14 protein-coding genes and 4 pseudogenes are annotated in these 14,818 nt (G+C 42.0%); 9 read left to right on the top strand and 9 right to left on the bottom strand.

The window, feature by feature from the left end; genetic code table 11:
* Positions 1 to 200 precede the first annotated feature (200 nt).
* Positions 201 to 320 (bottom strand): annotated as a pseudogene (locus NI469_RS10010) (IS5/IS1182 family transposase); the annotation flags it as partial.
* 321 nt (positions 321 to 641) lie between these two features.
* Between NI469_RS10010 and NI469_RS10000 the strand changes: the two are divergent.
* Positions 642 to 1,019, top strand: coding sequence for a hypothetical protein (locus tag NI469_RS10000; protein ID WP_228305215.1), 378 nt, complete (start codon positions 642 to 644; stop codon positions 1,017 to 1,019).
* Between the two features lie 45 nt (positions 1,020 to 1,064).
* Positions 1,065 to 1,406 carry a histidine kinase dimerization/phospho-acceptor domain-containing protein gene (locus tag NI469_RS09995; protein ID WP_180039010.1) on the top strand — a complete coding sequence of 114 codons (342 nt, stop codon included), beginning with the start codon at positions 1,065 to 1,067 and terminating at the stop codon, positions 1,404 to 1,406.
* A 421-nt stretch (positions 1,407 to 1,827) separates the two neighbouring features.
* Here NI469_RS09995 and bioD read toward each other — a convergent pair whose 3' ends face one another.
* From bioD to NI469_RS09960, 7 genes and pseudogenes are all read right to left on the bottom strand, one after another.
* The gene (gene bioD / locus NI469_RS09990) at positions 1,828 to 2,493 is read right to left on the bottom strand and encodes a dethiobiotin synthase (RefSeq protein ID WP_180039009.1); all 666 of its coding nucleotides are present in this window, start codon (positions 2,491 to 2,493) and stop codon (positions 1,828 to 1,830) included.
* Positions 2,490 to 3,275, bottom strand: a complete 786-nt coding sequence (gene bioC, locus NI469_RS09985; RefSeq protein WP_180039008.1) for a malonyl-ACP O-methyltransferase BioC — start codon at positions 3,273 to 3,275, stop codon at positions 2,490 to 2,492. The genes bioD and bioC overlap by 4 nt, the downstream gene beginning before the upstream one ends.
* Positions 3,242 to 4,411 (bottom strand): 8-amino-7-oxononanoate synthase, encoded by a 1,170-nt coding sequence (locus NI469_RS09980; RefSeq protein ID WP_180039007.1) that lies wholly within the window; start codon positions 4,409 to 4,411, stop codon positions 3,242 to 3,244. The genes bioC and NI469_RS09980 overlap by 34 nt, the downstream gene beginning before the upstream one ends.
* Positions 4,408 to 5,688, bottom strand: a complete 1,281-nt coding sequence (gene bioA / locus NI469_RS09975) for an adenosylmethionine--8-amino-7-oxononanoate transaminase (protein ID WP_180039006.1) — start codon at positions 5,686 to 5,688, stop codon at positions 4,408 to 4,410. Before bioA ends, NI469_RS09980 begins: the two co-directional genes overlap by 4 nt.
* A gap of 88 nt (positions 5,689 to 5,776) precedes the next feature.
* Positions 5,777 to 6,487 (bottom strand): alpha/beta hydrolase family protein, encoded by a 711-nt coding sequence (locus NI469_RS09970; protein WP_180039005.1) that lies wholly within the window; start codon positions 6,485 to 6,487, stop codon positions 5,777 to 5,779.
* Positions 6,488 to 6,553: 66 nt separating this feature from the next.
* Positions 6,554 to 7,543, bottom strand: a complete 990-nt coding sequence (bioB, locus tag NI469_RS09965; RefSeq protein WP_180039004.1) for a biotin synthase BioB — start codon at positions 7,541 to 7,543, stop codon at positions 6,554 to 6,556.
* A 148-nt stretch (positions 7,544 to 7,691) separates the two neighbouring features.
* A pseudogene (locus tag NI469_RS09960) lies at positions 7,692 to 8,300 on the bottom strand (IS982 family transposase); the annotation flags it as partial.
* On the opposite strand from NI469_RS09960, the pseudogene NI469_RS09955 reads away from it, so the two are divergent.
* From NI469_RS09955 to NI469_RS09925, 7 genes and pseudogenes are all read left to right on the top strand, one after another.
* Positions 8,289 to 8,819 (top strand): annotated as a pseudogene (locus tag NI469_RS09955) (TolC family protein); the annotation flags it as partial. The pseudogenes NI469_RS09960 and NI469_RS09955 overlap by 12 nt on opposite strands.
* Positions 8,809 to 9,219 (top strand): annotated as a pseudogene (locus NI469_RS09950) (transposase); the annotation flags it as partial. The pseudogenes NI469_RS09955 and NI469_RS09950, both read left to right, overlap by 11 nt.
* A 306-nt stretch (positions 9,220 to 9,525) precedes the next feature.
* Positions 9,526 to 11,682, top strand: coding sequence for a TonB-dependent siderophore receptor (locus tag NI469_RS09945; RefSeq protein WP_180039003.1), 2,157 nt, complete (start codon positions 9,526 to 9,528; stop codon positions 11,680 to 11,682).
* Between the two features lie 71 nt (positions 11,683 to 11,753).
* A complete protein-coding gene (locus NI469_RS09940) occupies positions 11,754 to 12,365 on the top strand; it encodes a DUF4198 domain-containing protein (RefSeq protein ID WP_004647798.1) in 612 nt (203 codons plus the stop codon).
* Positions 12,366 to 12,407: 42 nt separating this feature from the next.
* Positions 12,408 to 12,689, top strand: a complete 282-nt coding sequence (locus NI469_RS09935) for a hypothetical protein (RefSeq protein WP_004647796.1) — start codon at positions 12,408 to 12,410, stop codon at positions 12,687 to 12,689.
* A gap of 3 nt (positions 12,690 to 12,692) precedes the next feature.
* Entirely contained in the window at positions 12,693 to 14,252 is a 1,560-nt protein-coding gene (locus tag NI469_RS09930) for a PepSY-associated TM helix domain-containing protein (protein ID WP_180039002.1), read from the top strand.
* On the top strand, positions 14,249 to 14,521 hold the full coding sequence (locus NI469_RS09925) for a hypothetical protein (protein ID WP_180039001.1): 273 nt from the start codon (positions 14,249 to 14,251) through the stop codon (positions 14,519 to 14,521). Before NI469_RS09930 ends, NI469_RS09925 begins: the two co-directional genes overlap by 4 nt.
* A 93-nt stretch (positions 14,522 to 14,614) precedes the next feature.
* Here the strand turns inward: NI469_RS09925 and NI469_RS09920 are convergent.
* The coding region (locus tag NI469_RS09920) for a transposase (protein WP_253175035.1) at positions 14,615 to 14,818 on the bottom strand (204 nt) is incomplete at its 5' end.

Below are 14,818 nucleotides of genomic sequence, written 5' to 3'. Positions count from 1 at the left end.
TACTAGATTGAACAGTTTATTGTACTTAAACACTAAATTGGTATGACCAATTTAGTGTTTAAGAGATAAAATGTGCATTTTGTATTGGCGATATTAGTAATATTAGCCCAAAAACACAATATAAAAGATTTAATTTATTTTTTGGTATGACCAATTTTCATAATCTCTTAAAATTTTATATATTAGATTTCTTTCATAATTCACTTTTTACTCAGCTCAAAATTATAGATTCCCACAATTAAATTAAATCTTAATCCTAGTCTTTTGCCAGGGTTGCGATATCGCTCGGCAAGGATTTTGAAGGTTTTCAAAGTTCCAAATAACTGTTCAATTCCAATTCTTCTTTTATTGATTTCTTGGTTATAAAATTTTAGCTCGAGATCTGGTTTTTAGTGCTTTTTTGCTTTTAATGGCCATAAACTATTTGGATACAATGTATAAATCCCTTGATAGCCTTTATTTGCAAGAGGCTTTGTTGCACAAACCTACCACTGAAAGCTTCTTGGGGAATATAATTTCTAAATGAAGAGGTCTGCACCCAAGATCTATCGTACAACCAGTTGATCTACCTACAATAAAGCCTTACTCAGTCAAGGAAATATATCAATTTGGTTTGATTCAGCCATCCAATGGTCGCTCGATTGACTCAACAACTGCCGATGCAAAACTTGGATGAAAATGTACTAGCCCAACAACTTCATTCCACCAATCAAGAGCAGTTGATTGCCTATAAAGTGTCTTTATTTGGCTCTGACGTCAGTGTCGTTCAGCATGTGGTAGCAAAAACCCGAGGTGCACCGAAAGATTTAAGCCACCAAGTAGTTGGCTTTAGTACAAAGCAACAAGGTGAGGCTCAGTTATGTGTTACGTCGTGGGGATATTCAAGTGGTGGAAGCAGAGCGGATGTTCCTACGTGGATAATTGCTCAAAAAGATTTTATAATCGGTATTAATACCAATAATTTTGTTTTTATTGCTATGTATAGGCTTAATCGTTTTGATTATTCGTCGAGAGCTTAAAGCCTTAGATGAAGTTTCAACCTTTTAAGTCAGCCAAATTTATCAGTGAATGATGCTACTCACTATTTAAAAACCTTAGATGCCAAAGTAATGCCTTCCAAGGTACAGTCCTTTGCCCAAAACTCTAAGCACTTAATACATAAACTGCATCAAAATCCGGAAAATGAAAAAGTATTTAGTTCATACGCCGCCCATGAATTGCGTAGTCCTTTAACCGCGATCAAAACTCATATCCAGCTTGCACAACTGATGGCAGAACAACAGGCAAGCTCGCCCAAATTGCAACAAAGCTTGCAGCAGGTACACATTGGTATCCGCCGATGTACCCAGCTACTGGAACAGCTTCTAGCACTTTCCTCTACCGATCAAGTACTGAGCGATATCTAGTACAGTATTGAAATTGCACGGCTCCTGACTCAGGTGATTGCCGATTTACAGTCGCTTTATCCGGAAATTGAACCCAGTTTAACAATTGACTGACCGAGCCTGACCCGAGTTGCCCTACCCGATTTTGAACTAGATACCGTCTTTAAAAACCTACTTAACAATGCTCTATTGCAGGCATAGGCAAATACCATTTCAATTGCTATGCTGCATGTGTGCTGATCATTCATAATGATAATCAAAGGTTGAAGATATGCATACTTGGGACAGCGTTTCTGGCATAAATCTCCCTAGCAAAATGGGCATGGGCTAGACTTATATTTGATGAAAATGGTGTTAAACAAATATGGCTATCAGATTCAATTTACAGTGGCGCAACCTCAATATTTAAGCATTCACATCAGCCCCCCTGTAAGCTGATCACTTACTCATGGATAGACGGGGCTAAATTTAAAGCTGGAATATCAACCCATGTCGTATCAGCAAAATCACGCTGCAAATACTGTTTTAAATAAGCAATGGTATCTTCAGCGATCAAGGGATCTTTGGAGTTATCTGCATGATTAAAAGCAATGGCATATAATTGAACCCCGCGGAGTTTTAACAACTCAAGACTCAGCAAGGTATGATTAATACTGCCTAAACGCCCTGAAGTGACGAGAATCACCGGATAATTATGTGTCTGAATATAATCAATAGTCAGGAACTCTTCGGTTAAGGGCACCATCAGACCACCGGCACCTTCCAGCAAAATACAGTCGTAGGCCACAGCCAGCTGTTCGGTAGCCTGATGAATCTGTTCAAAGTTAATGGCTCGCCCATCCAGCCGCGCAGCAAGATGCGGTGAAGCCGGATACGTAAAAATTTCCGGCATGGTCAGTTTTTGCTGGTCTTCCGGTAACAATCCACAACCCATAATTGCACGATGCTGTTCGATATCTTCTGATATATCGACATTTCCGGTCTGGATCAGCTTTTGGGTTATGGTACGAATGCCCTGCTCATTCCAATTTTTGGCCAGAAAACCAGTAGTAAAGGTTTTACCAATTGCGGTATCAATGCCGCTGACAAAATAAATCTGTGCGCTCATACTGTCTTCCGTGCAATGACATAAACCGGATGATAGGTCAGTGCATACTGTTTGCTTTCAGGGTCTTGGAATTGTTGATAGCCGGTATAAAAATCCTGTAAGGACGATTTTGTCCACCGAAACCCCTGTGCCGTCGCCTGTACACCAGTGGCTTTGATATGCTGTAACACCTGTTTCGGATGCTCAAAATGCAAGGTCATCTGTTCTTCTGTCTGCAGCAGAATGTCAAAGCCTAAGGATTCAAGCAGTTCACAAACCTCCGCTAAAGGCAGATAATCCAAGCCTTGTCCGGTCAGTGCCTTAATTTCCTTTAAATTATTGTCCGTATAACTGGCAAAACACAGATGCCCAGAGGGATTTAAGGCCTGCGCAATGTTGAGCAACAATGCTTTTAAATCCGAGATCCATTGCAATGCAGAACACGACAGCACCATGTCCAGAGACTGCGGCAGTGGCAAGGTTTCAATATTACCAATCCCCCACAAAAGCCGATCAGCTTCCGGGAAATGCTGCTTCACTTCGGCATATAGATCATTTAAAAATAAATGATCAAAGCTGTAATACTGCATAAAAAGCCGGGTAAAAAACCCTGAACCGCAGCCAATTTCCAATACCCGTTGCAAATGTGGTTGTGCTACATGCTGCTGCATGAACTGCATCAACTCTGCCGCTACGGCACTTTGTACCAGCGCATGCTGCTCATAACTGAGATTTGCCTGAGCAAAACGCTGGGCAATCTGTTTGCTGTTCATCGCGGCAAATTCCTCAGCACCTGCAGACATGCGTCCAGCTCATCCGCAGAAATGTTCTGATTCAGGCAGATTCTGAGTCTGGAGGTGTTGGCAGGAACCGTTGGCGGACGTACTGGTAGCACATAAAATCCCTGCTTTTGCATAATTTCAGCCGCCTGAATGGTGCGTTTTGCCTCACCAATCAGTACCGGCACAATTTGCGAGGTTGACGGACAGTGATATCCCAAGTCTTGAATGCCCTGCTGACAGCGTACAGCCAATGCTGCCAAATGTATTCGTCCCGCCTGAAGCTGCTGTACCTTCTGAAAAATAAATCTAGTCCAGGCCATACATAGTGGCGGCTGGGCGGTACTAAAAATTAAAGGTCGCATGCTATTAATCAGATAGTCACGAATCACTGGCGCACAGACCAGATAACCACCAACTGAAGCCAAAGCCTTGCCAAAGGTACCGACCAGGAAGTCAATCTGATCCAATACTTGATACTGTTCTGCGCAGCCCAATCCACGTTCACCGCGCACACCAATTGCATGTGCCTCATCGACATAGAGCATGACTTTTGCAAACTGCTGTTTTAATGCCACCAAAGCAGTTAAATCTGTTTCATCCCCATCCATACTGAAAATTGATTCAGTTACCACAATGATGCGCTGGATAGATTCATCTGACTGATATTTTTCTAAAAACTGAGTCAAATGCTGCAGGTCATTATGGCGGTAACGCACATAGCCAGCTTTAGATAAACGAATCCCGTCGATAATACTGGCATGTACCAGTTTGTCAGCAATGATCATGGTTTTAGCATTACTGAGCGCAGGAAGAATCCCGATATTCATGTGATAACCACTATTAAACAGCAGTACTGAACGTCCAAAAGCCTGTGACATCTGTGCTTCAAGTTGTTCAAAATTGGGAAAGTTTCCTGTCAGTAAACGTGAAGAGCTTGAACTCATATATCGCTCAGACATCGGCGTGAGGTCAAAAAATTCCTCACGTAGCGTTAAGTTGGATGCCAGACCTAAATAGTCATTGGATGCCAGATTCAGCATCTCTTGGCCATTGAGTTGCAATCGTGGCTGGCTAGAAATATTGGACTTAAACTGGCGATATTGCCCTTGCTGTTTCAAGTCATCTAGCTGCTGCTGGAAATGCTCAAGATGGTTCATGCTACTGCCTCTATCTGCTGAATCATCTCCCGCATATGCTTTAATAAAGTTTCAAGTTGCTGTGTTGAAATTACATATGGCGGCATGACATAGACCAGACGGCCAAAAGGACGAATCCAGACGCCACGGCATACACATTCAGCCTGAAAACGCGCCAAATCAATAGTTTGATGTAGCTCAACCACGCCAATTGCGCCGAGGACACGCACATCTTTGACTTGTGCCAAGGATTTTAAATCCAGTAAATATTGTTCTAGTGTACTTTCAATCTGTTGAATACGCGTCTGCCAGTCTTGAGCCAGTAACAGCTGGGTACTTTTTAATGCGACCGCACAGGCCAACGGATTAGCCATAAAAGTTGGGCCATGCATGAACACACCCGCTTCACCACTTGAAATCGTTTCTGCTACATGGCGAGTGGTTAAGGTCGCTGACAAGGTCATATAACCACCAGTTAATGCCTTACCGATACACATAATGTCTGGTGTGATCTCAGCATGTTCATAGGCAAACAGTTTTCCGGTGCGGCCGAAACCGGTGGCAATCTCATCCAAAATCAGCAGTACATCGTATTTTTCACACAACAACTTGGCTTGTTTTAAATATTCCGGATGATAGAGACGCATCCCGCCTGCACCTTGCACAATCGGCTCGATGATCATGGCAGCAATCTGCTGATGCTGCTGTGCCAGCATGTGCTCAAGTGGCTGTATATCTTCGGGTTGCCATGCCCCATCAAAACGACTTTGAGGTGCCGGAACAAATAAACGGTTCGGTAAACTGGAACCAAAAATCTGATGCATACCGGTTACAGGGTCACAAACCGACATGGCATTCCAGGTATCGCCATGATAGCCAGAGCGTGTGGTAACAAAGTTGGTTTTTTGCGGTTGCTGACGTGCATGCCAATACTGCACGGCCATTTTCAGCGCCACTTCAACCGCGACCGAGCCGGAATCGGCAAAGAAGATTTTATCCAGTTCAGGCGCTGTGATCTCAAGCAGCAGTTTACCCAGATCAATCGCAGGCTGATGAGTCAAACCACCGAACATGATATGTGACATCGACTCTAATTGTTTTGTTACGGCCTGATTGAGTTCAGAATGATTATAACCGTGAATTGTGCACCACCAGGACGACATGCCATCAATCAGCTCGGTACCATCTTCAAGTTCAATGACTGCACCATGTGCAGCTTTAACTTTGTAACATGGCAAGGGTTGTGTCATGGAGGTATAAGGATGCCAAATATGCTGTTGATCAAAAGCGTCCTGCACAGAATTTACCCCAATTATTAAAACTAAAACTGATCTTAGCGCGTTAAATCTGAAAATGAAACGTCAAGAGCTACCAATCTCTTTTTGCTTAAGCCAGATCGGCTAAAAATTTTAAAATTGGCTCAACGAGTAACTTGGTATCAAAAAGGATGGCATCGTGCGTGCCCTGTATTTTTACCAAATTCAGATTTTGGGTTGTTAAAAACACGGATTCTTGACTAACTTTGCAAGGAACCAACATGTCGTTCTCGGAAAATATAAATAGCATCTTGACTGAATGATTTTTTAGGATATCTACCAGATTTAATTGATGCAAGAGATAAAGATGCTTAATCTGATAGTTTAAATCAATACTATTTAACTGTTGGTGCAATAATTTTGCACGTTCACGCGCTGCTGCACCAGCTAAAGTGACCAAGGTACAGAAGCGCTGCATCCCGCGTTTTGGATCAGCCAGTATGGAAGATTTAAATTGTGTATATTGTTCAACTGGCATCGCCTGTGGCCATGCTTCATTGGCCACGAAACAGGGATTTGACATACAGCAAATCACTGGCTTGGCAATTTTCAGTTGTTGCTGGATTTCATTAGCCAGCAAAAGTGCCAACTGTCCACCCAAAGACCACCCCATCAAGACATCAAACGAACTCGCCTGCCTGACTTTTTCGGCCAAAAGACTTTCTACGTTAGGATCGAAAATATCCCATACTTTAACTTGATGCTGCTGCCGCAACTGTTCTACAAACGGGGTTAAGACCGCTGTTCCTAGCCCCCAACCCGTAATCATCAGTATCTTCATTTTGTCTGTTCCAATAAAAAAGGGACCAATTCAAGTTGAAATGATCCCTGTTTGTTACACGATTAATTAAGCAGGTTGCATCGCATCTACAGCCAATTCTTTAGCTGTTTTCTTGGCAGCTTCAGCTTTTAAGCCTAATTTAGCAAACAAGGCTTTGTCTTTACCTTCACCACTGTTCGGGGCAGTAAGCAATTTATCACCTGAAAATAATGAGTTAGCTCCAGCCATAAATGCCAGTGCCTGATCAGAGTCAGAGAGAGATTCACGACCTGCCGACAAGCGGATATAACTCTTCGGCATAATAATCCGTGCTACCGCAATAGTACGAATCCAGTCAATCACATCCAGTTTTTCAACATCGGCCAGTGGTGTGCCTTCAATAGGAACCAACATATTTATGGGCACCGAACCCGGGTGAATCGGCATAGTCGCTAGTTCAAACAACAAACCGACTCGGTCTTGTACGCCTTCGCCCAAGCCGACAATACCGCCACTACAGACATTAATTCCGGCATCACGTATATGATCAAGCGTATTTAAGCGGTCATCAAAGCTACGTGTACTGATGACATTGGCATAATATTCACGTGAGGTATCAAGGTTGTGGTTATAATAATCTAGCCCTGCATCTTTCAGACGTTCCGCTTGTGAGGCATTCAGCATTCCTAGAGTCATACAGGTTTCCATGCCCAGTTTCTTGACTTCCTGCACCAGTTCCAGCACATACGGCATATCGCGTTCATGCGGATTACGCCATGCTGCGCCCATGCAGAAACGGGTCGAACCGGAAGCTTTGGCCTGTTTGGCTTCAGCAATCGCCTTTTGTACTTCTACGCGTTTTTCAATTTCCAGATCAGTATCGTAATGTGCAGATTGCGAACAGTATTTACAATCTTCCGGACAACGGCCCGTTTTAATTGAAAGCAGAGTACTGACCTGAACAGTATTCGGTTCAAAGTTTTGGCGATGAATTTGCTGTGCCTGAAACAGTAAATCCATTAAAGGCAAGTCATAAATTTCTTGTATTTCGGCACGTGACCAATCATTACGGATCATCTTGTCTGCATCATCTAAAATTCCATTGAGTAAATCATACGCTGTTTTTTTTATTTTTCTTTAGCGTTTTCTTTCATATTCATTGCCTGCTTAAAATAGCTTTAGTGTGTCAAGCTATTTTTGAAAGCTTATTTAACCCGAATCCTGCTTAAGCCGATGAGTCCTTAATTTGAATTGTTGGCTTATTTCGATGGGTTAATTGATATCCACATAGTGAGGCGTAAATTCCACGCAGAAATCCATGAAGACTACGTGCTTTACTCGTCAATAAATTGTATTGCCCCTTCAATAAGCCGAATAATATTTCTATTTTATTGCGTTGTCTTAAGTGATATTTATCTGATGCACAGAGTTGAATAGCCTGCATATTCTTCCGATGATAAGTAATTAAATCAATACCTTGATCTTTCAATCTAATTTTTAATTCTTGGCTGATGTAACCTCGATCCCCGTAAAGTTTTGCTTCTATACCAGCAACCAATTGCTCAACCATTTTTATATTAGCAACATGTCCATTCGATAAAGCAGAACAGGCAATTTCACCAAATTGATTCATCGCAATACGTAATTTACAGCCATAAAACCAGCCTATTGAGCTTCTACCATGTGATGCAATTTGGATTAATGATTTATGACGCTAAATACGTTGATTTTTACAAATTGGCAGAGTTGTTGAATCAATCCATAAATATTGTGTACCTTGGCCTTTCATCAGTGCCACATGTAAAGCATGTAGAGCTAATTCATGCATACCCAATTGGCTCAAGCCAATGTGAAAGCCCAGCAAGCGGCAAAAAAACCGAATGTTTTTGCTTTTGGCGAATATAGTCTGGATCAAAATGAAAACTGGATTGTCGGAGTTGCCGCACGCTATAACCTGTTTTCCGGGATCGATAAAAACAAGAATATTCAGGCTGCCGAACTCAAACGCTCTGCTACAGAATTACTCACTGCACGCACCCAGCAAGAAATTGAAAATCTGATTTATAAATCTTATAGCAAAGCATTCAGTGTACAGCAAAGTGATGCACTTCTGGCACAAAACTTGAAAGCCGCACAGGAAAATTTACGCATCCAAGAATTGTCTTTTAAAGAAGATATGGGCACCGCCACACAGGTCATCGATGCACAAAATATGCTGAGCGGACTACGAGCTGAAACTGCCTTGAATGCCTACAAATATGTGATGTCACTGGCCACCCTATTACAAAGCCATGGCTCGATTACAGAATTTCCGAACTACATTCAACATACCAATACCCACTATAGATGCTAAAACTCTTCAAATACGAGCAGTTCAGCTCACAACGAATAATGTGAGTGATTCACGAATCCTTGGGGAGTTACTTGATCAAATTCCGTTGGATGAACAGATTGATTCAGTTTATACAGACGAGGCTTATAACACCAAGCAATGCCGTCAAGTCATTGCAGACCGGTAAGCATATGCGGTAGTTCCCTCCAGAAAAAATGCAAAGCCTTAGAAAATTACAAAAGTTCATTCGCAAGAGCGAAATGAATTACTTCGAACCGTTAAATGTTTAGGCAGGACACTATGGAAGAAATGGTCAGGCTATCATCGGCGAAGTTTGGTCAAAACCAAAATGTATTGCATTAAATTATTAGGCGATAAATTAACGGAATTAGGTCGACCTCATACCCAAGTTGTCACTTGAATTCGAGTAACTTAGAAAAGATCTATCTCTGAAGCCTTTATGCAACAAAGTCACTCCAGATTGAGGATTTGAAAATTTATCGTGCAGTATATAAACAAATTGGTTCAGGAGCACAAAAGTAAGGTAATAACATCTTTTTTTAACAGTGATATTTTATTGTTCCCTACTCCTTACATTAAACTTTTATTTGTAGATTTACCTATCATTAACTCATTTTTCATTTGGATTTCCTATTATATTGAGATTGCTTTAAGAGATATTAAACAATAATATTACTGATAATTATTATCATTTACATTAACTAAAATGTTTTATACCGTTCCTCCATCATTTAAGCTTTCTCTTCTTAGTCTTGCAATTTTAGTGTCCCAGCAAAGTTTTGCCGATGATACTCAGCAATTACCGACGATTACATTTACAGCGGAATCAGAACAGAGTGAGCTCAGCTCCGAACAGAGTAAGGCTTATATCATCCAAAATTCGTCAACCGCCTCAAAACTGAATATTCCACTCAAGGAAACGCCGCAAACAGTCAATGTCATCACTCGCCAGCAACTGGATGACTTTGCCTTGGATAATACCCGGGACGTACTGCGCAATACCCCTGGCATTATCGTCAGCAATCAGGAAACGGAACGGAGCTCCTACCTTGCCCGAGGTTTCGAGATTTCAAATGTTTTAGTCGATGGCGTTGGTATTCCACTCGAAGGCTATAATTATAATAATGATAATCCAGACAGTTTTTTGTTTGACCGTATCGAAGTGGTGAAAGGCGCGAATGCCTTAAATAATGGAATTGGCGATCCCGGCGCAACTATTAATATGATTCGCAAACGCCCGACATCCGACCTTCAAACAGCCTTTAATGCCAGTTATGGCTCATGGAATACGCAGCGCTATGAAGTAGATGTATCCTCTCCTCTCACCCAAGATGGAAAAGTCAGAGGTCGTGTATTTGGCTATCAACAAACAGGCGACAGTTATCTGGATCGTTATGAACTGGAAAAAAACGGCATAGGTGCTGTTGTGGAGGCAGATATTACTGACACAACTCTATTGACTGCTGGCTATACCGAAACCAATCACAAGCCGAATGGTGTCAATTGGGGTTCTAATCCACTGATCAATACTGAAGGCGAGCAGCTCAGTTACTCACGGAATTATAATTACAGTCCAAGCTGGGCCCACTGGGATAGCAATATTAAAAGTTACTTTGCCGAGCTTGAACAAAAACTGGGTGGCGACTGGACAGCCAAACTGACCTATGATGAAAAACGTACACAACGCGATTCAAAGCTCTTGTTTCTGTCCGGCAAACCTGGCGCAAATGGCACTTCAGGCATCTTCCTCTACCCAGGCATGTATATTGATGACAATAAAGAACAACAAGCCAGCCTGAGTTTTAGCGGCACCTATCCGCTTTGGGGACAACGCCATGAAGCCTCATTGGGCTATGTCTGGGCCAAAAATCGTCTGGATGAATTGGGTTATGCTGGCAGCTTTGTCAATCCGCTGACCACAGATTTAGCCAGCTTTACACCCGAAGAACCAAGCTGGGATATGTCGAAAACCAGTGGTGAAATGCATATCCGGCAGAAGAACCAGAGCCTTTATGCTGCGACCCGACTGCATCTGAATGATGATCTGAAACTGCTTTTAGGTGCGAACTACGTTCAGGCTGAAAGCAGTGGTAGCAGTTATGGGACCGACACCATTTATGATGAAGATAAAGTTTTACCCTATGCCGGTCTGACCTATAACTTTAGCCCTGAATATACAGGTTACCTGAGTTATACCTCGATTTTCCGTCCGCAAACCACCAAAGCAGATGATGGCAGCATTAACAAACCGATCGAAGGTGAAAGCTATGAAGTCGGAGTCAAAGGTTCTTGGCTAGATGACAAGCTTACCGCCACCATGGCTGTGTTCAGAACGGAGCAAAGTAATTATCCGCTTCGTGATTCTGATGGTATCCCGACTTTACGCACAACTCAGGTCAGTGACCTGCGTTCCCAAGGCTACGAGTTTGGCTTGGCGGGACAACTGACCGACCATTTTAACTTAAGCTTTGGTTATACCCAGTTTAGCCTGAAAGATCTGATCAATGGCGGTGATGCGCGTACCTTCAATCCAACCCAGTCTTTTAATCTTTTAACCACCTATCAGGTGCCACAACTTCCAAAACTGAAACTGGGCCTTGGTGTGCAGTGGCAGGATCAAACCTATCTGGATGTGCCTGAAGCAACCACCAATGGAGTGATTACCCAGAAAGCTGGAGTCATTGAACAGGATGCCTATGCGCTCGTGAACTTAATGGCCAGCTATGAGTTGAATAAGCATATGACCTTTCAAGCCAATGGTAATAACCTGACCAATGAAAAATACCTATTCAATTTCCCCAATCAGCAAGGTTTTTATGGTGCACCAGCGAATTACAGCGTTGCTGTGAAATTTAAATATTAATTTTTAAGCTGAGCCTTGACGACATGTTCAGGGCTAAATCATCACTACATACACAAAAATAGGTAAAACAAATGAAAAAAATGATCGCTTTGACCCTTGGACTGTCTATGACACTTTCAGCTCAGGCGCATATGCTTTGGCTAGAACGTGGCACAAATCAGCAGACTCATGCGTTCTTTGGTGAATATAGTGAACAGCTCAAAGAAACGCAGCAAGGTGCCCTCAAGTCTTTCAATCAGGCAAAGGCCGTTCAGGCCAAAAAAACATTTAGTCCTCAAATGCAACAGGATCATTTGCTCTATGCAACCCAAGGCCAGACCGATGTCCAGCTCACTCATGAATTGATCTATGGAGAATCATTGCTGAGCTATCATGCCAAATCCGGCAGACAAAACTTGAAAGCAGAGTCCGAACTGGATATTGTCCCGACCCAGATCAACAGCAATACATTTACGGTACTGTATCAGGGTAAAGCTGCTGCGGATGTTGAAGTCACAGTCTTTTCCCCGCAATTTTGGCTAAAAAAATACACCACCAACGGCCAAGGCCAGATTACGATCGCCACGCCATGGAAAGGTCAATATGTCATTGAAGTTGGCAAAGAAGCAGACAAGGCCGGAAAATTGAATCAGCAGGCCTATAAAAAACAGTATCTGGTAACGACTTTAAGTTTTGTTTATTAAGTTTTTAGATTTTCATCAGTATAGATCTATTCAAGGCCAAATATGATGTCTGTTGTAGTGCAGCCACTCGCCATTTTCTATCGCTTAGGCATGAGCTTTGGGATGGGCTACTTGTGCAGTTATTTGATCGCACTCGATCTGGCTTACTTTCTACAGGCTTTTCTGCCCAAAGCAGAATCCGTCTATTTGGCCGCCGTTATTGCCCTGATTTTTTATGTCTGTTTTGTGATTGGCATCTTCTGTATCCAGAGTTTAAAAAAGCTTTCGGTCTATAGCCTGCTTCCTTTCCTTAGCTTATTTACCATCTCCCGCTTCATAGGTTAAACCATGCATAAATCTGTCCGTCAATCCATGGCATGGCTACATTCATGGTTAGGTTTAAGTTTTGGCTGGCTGCTCTTCGCGATCTTTTTAACAGGCGCGGTCACCTATTACCGGCATGAAATCAGTATATGGATGCAGCCTGAATTTGCCTCAATACAAGTCAATCAGGAAACTGCCTTAAAATCTGCTTACAGCTATTTACAGCAGCATGCACCGGACGCCCAAAACTGGTATATCGGAGTCGCCAATCAAGATTCACCGGTGAATAAAGTCTACTGGCAAAAAGCGGATGGTGGCTATGAAGTCAAAACCCTGAATGCTTCGACAGGAAAAGAATTACAGCTTTCAGCCACACAAGGGGGAGATTTTTTCTATAATTTTCATTTTCAGCTCTATGGTATGCCCTACACCATCGGTCGCCTCATTGTGACGGTCGCTGCCTTTATCATGTTACTGACTCTGATTTCAGGAATTATTACCCATAAAAAAATACTGACAGACTTTTTTACCCTAAGAGCCTTTAAAGGACAGCGCTCTTATCTGGATTTTCATAATGTCAGTTCAGTGATTGCCCTGCCGTTCTTTTTGACCATGACATTTACCGGGTTGGCGATTTTCTTTTATATCGTGCTGCCTTCCGGTATGAAAAAACTTTATCCAGACAATCCCTTTCAATATTTTGAAGAAATTCGCACAATCAATACATCAGCCACCCACTCAGTTCCTGTGAAAACCCAGATGCTGCCAATTCAACATTTTATCACCACGGCACAGCAACACTGGGGATATGCGGAATTTGACAATATCACGGTCAAGCAGCCCAATACCCAGCTGGCACACATAACCTTAACTCAGCTCAAAGATCATTCCATTACACGAAATCAGGCACAGCTTATTTTAAATGCTGCTACCGGAAAATTGCTTGAAAATACACGAAATGAAAGTGCAATTGCCACACTAAATGCCAGCATGTATGGTTTACATATGGCACGTTTTGCTGAACCTGTTTTACGTTTAGGGTTATTTTTCTCCGGCATATTAGGCTGCGCAATGATTGCATCCGGATTGCTGCTGTGGAGCCTGAAACGCCAAATGCAGAAAAAATCAGTGCGGTTTCATCTCGGACACTATTTAGTGAACCGCTTGAATATCACCATAATTATTGGCTTGCCGCTTGCCATGCTGGGATATCTCTATGCGAATCGTTTTATCAGTATTCCTGTAGGTGCACCAAATTATGAAATTTATAGTTTTTTCTCTATCTGGCTTGGCAGTTTTATCCTGGCATGTGTAACCCCACAGCAGCATATATGGAGAATGCAGCTTAAACTTCTGATTTGTGCTGCCTTTATACTTCCCCTGATTGATATTTATTATTTAGTTTCCCAGCAATATATTGCTTCTTTTGCGACTTATTGGCCTTTTTTGCGTATTGAGCTAATGTTATGGACCTTGGCCCTTTTTGCCCTATTTTTACACCAAAAAATTACGCCCATTCAGCAAAAAGCGGTCAATAAAATTCAGGCTAAATTAAAAATCACTCAACAGGAATCATCAATATGATATGGATTGCAGTGATCGGTCTGCTTTGGCTGAGCTGTTTTGGTTTTTATGTGGTAAGTGAAAAGCAGATCCTAAAAACCCGAAAATCTAATTACGCTTTTTTAGCGGATTTTCCTACGTACACTAAATTCGCTGCAGGTATTTTCTTATTCGTCGCGATGTTTTTATTACGTACCCAGTTTAGCTCCAGTATTAGCTTTGTGTCTCTATGGGTATTTCTAAGCCCTGTACTGTTTATCTTTATCTTAAAAATGAATAAAGCATTTTAGTATTTATTTAAAATCAGAAATTAGCAAACAGCCTAGTGTGCTATTCACACGCCCTTTATTAAACCAATCTACCCAGTAGACCTCTTTCATAAATCATTTTTTGCTCAGTTCCAAGTTGTAGATTCCAGCGATTAAATTGAATCTCAAACCAAGCCTTTTACCTCTATTTCGATAACGCTCAGCAAGGATTTTGAAGGTTTTCAGGCTGCCAAATACATGCTCAATTCCGATTCTTCTTTTATTGATTTCTTGATTATAGATTTTCAATTCAGGATCCAATTTACAGTGTCTTTTGGC

Origin of the sequence: Acinetobacter lwoffii (genome assembly GCF_024129735.1) — a bacterium.
Taxonomy (GTDB): Bacteria; Pseudomonadota; Gammaproteobacteria; order Pseudomonadales; family Moraxellaceae; genus Acinetobacter; species Acinetobacter lwoffii_H.
Note: the sequence above shows the minus strand (reverse complement) of the source record. Positions and strands in the feature narration are given on the sequence as shown.

What these genes read in the sequence shown, in the direction of transcription:
- bioD (WP_180039009.1), bottom strand. Translation starts at nt 2,493, where the DNA reads ATGAGCGCACAGATTTATTTTGTCAGCGGCATTGATACCGCAATTGGT.
- bioC (WP_180039008.1), bottom strand. Translation starts at nt 3,275, where the DNA reads ATGTCTGCAGGTGCTGAGGAATTTGCCGCGATGAACAGCAAACAGATT.
- NI469_RS09980 (WP_180039007.1), bottom strand. Translation starts at nt 4,411, where the DNA reads ATGAACCATCTTGAGCATTTCCAGCAGCAGCTAGATGACTTGAAACAG.
- NI469_RS09970 (WP_180039005.1), bottom strand. Translation starts at nt 6,487, where the DNA reads ATGAAGATACTGATGATTACGGGTTGGGGGCTAGGAACAGCGGTCTTA.
- bioB (WP_180039004.1), bottom strand. Translation starts at nt 7,543, where the DNA reads ATGATCCGTAATGATTGGTCACGTGCCGAAATACAAGAAATTTATGAC.
- NI469_RS09945 (WP_180039003.1), top strand. Translation starts at nt 9,526, where the DNA reads ATGTTTTATACCGTTCCTCCATCATTTAAGCTTTCTCTTCTTAGTCTT.
- NI469_RS09940 (WP_004647798.1), top strand. Translation starts at nt 11,754, where the DNA reads ATGAAAAAAATGATCGCTTTGACCCTTGGACTGTCTATGACACTTTCA.
- NI469_RS09935 (WP_004647796.1), top strand. Translation starts at nt 12,408, where the DNA reads ATGATGTCTGTTGTAGTGCAGCCACTCGCCATTTTCTATCGCTTAGGC.
- NI469_RS09930 (WP_180039002.1), top strand. Translation starts at nt 12,693, where the DNA reads ATGCATAAATCTGTCCGTCAATCCATGGCATGGCTACATTCATGGTTA.
- NI469_RS09925 (WP_180039001.1), top strand. Translation starts at nt 14,249, where the DNA reads ATGATATGGATTGCAGTGATCGGTCTGCTTTGGCTGAGCTGTTTTGGT.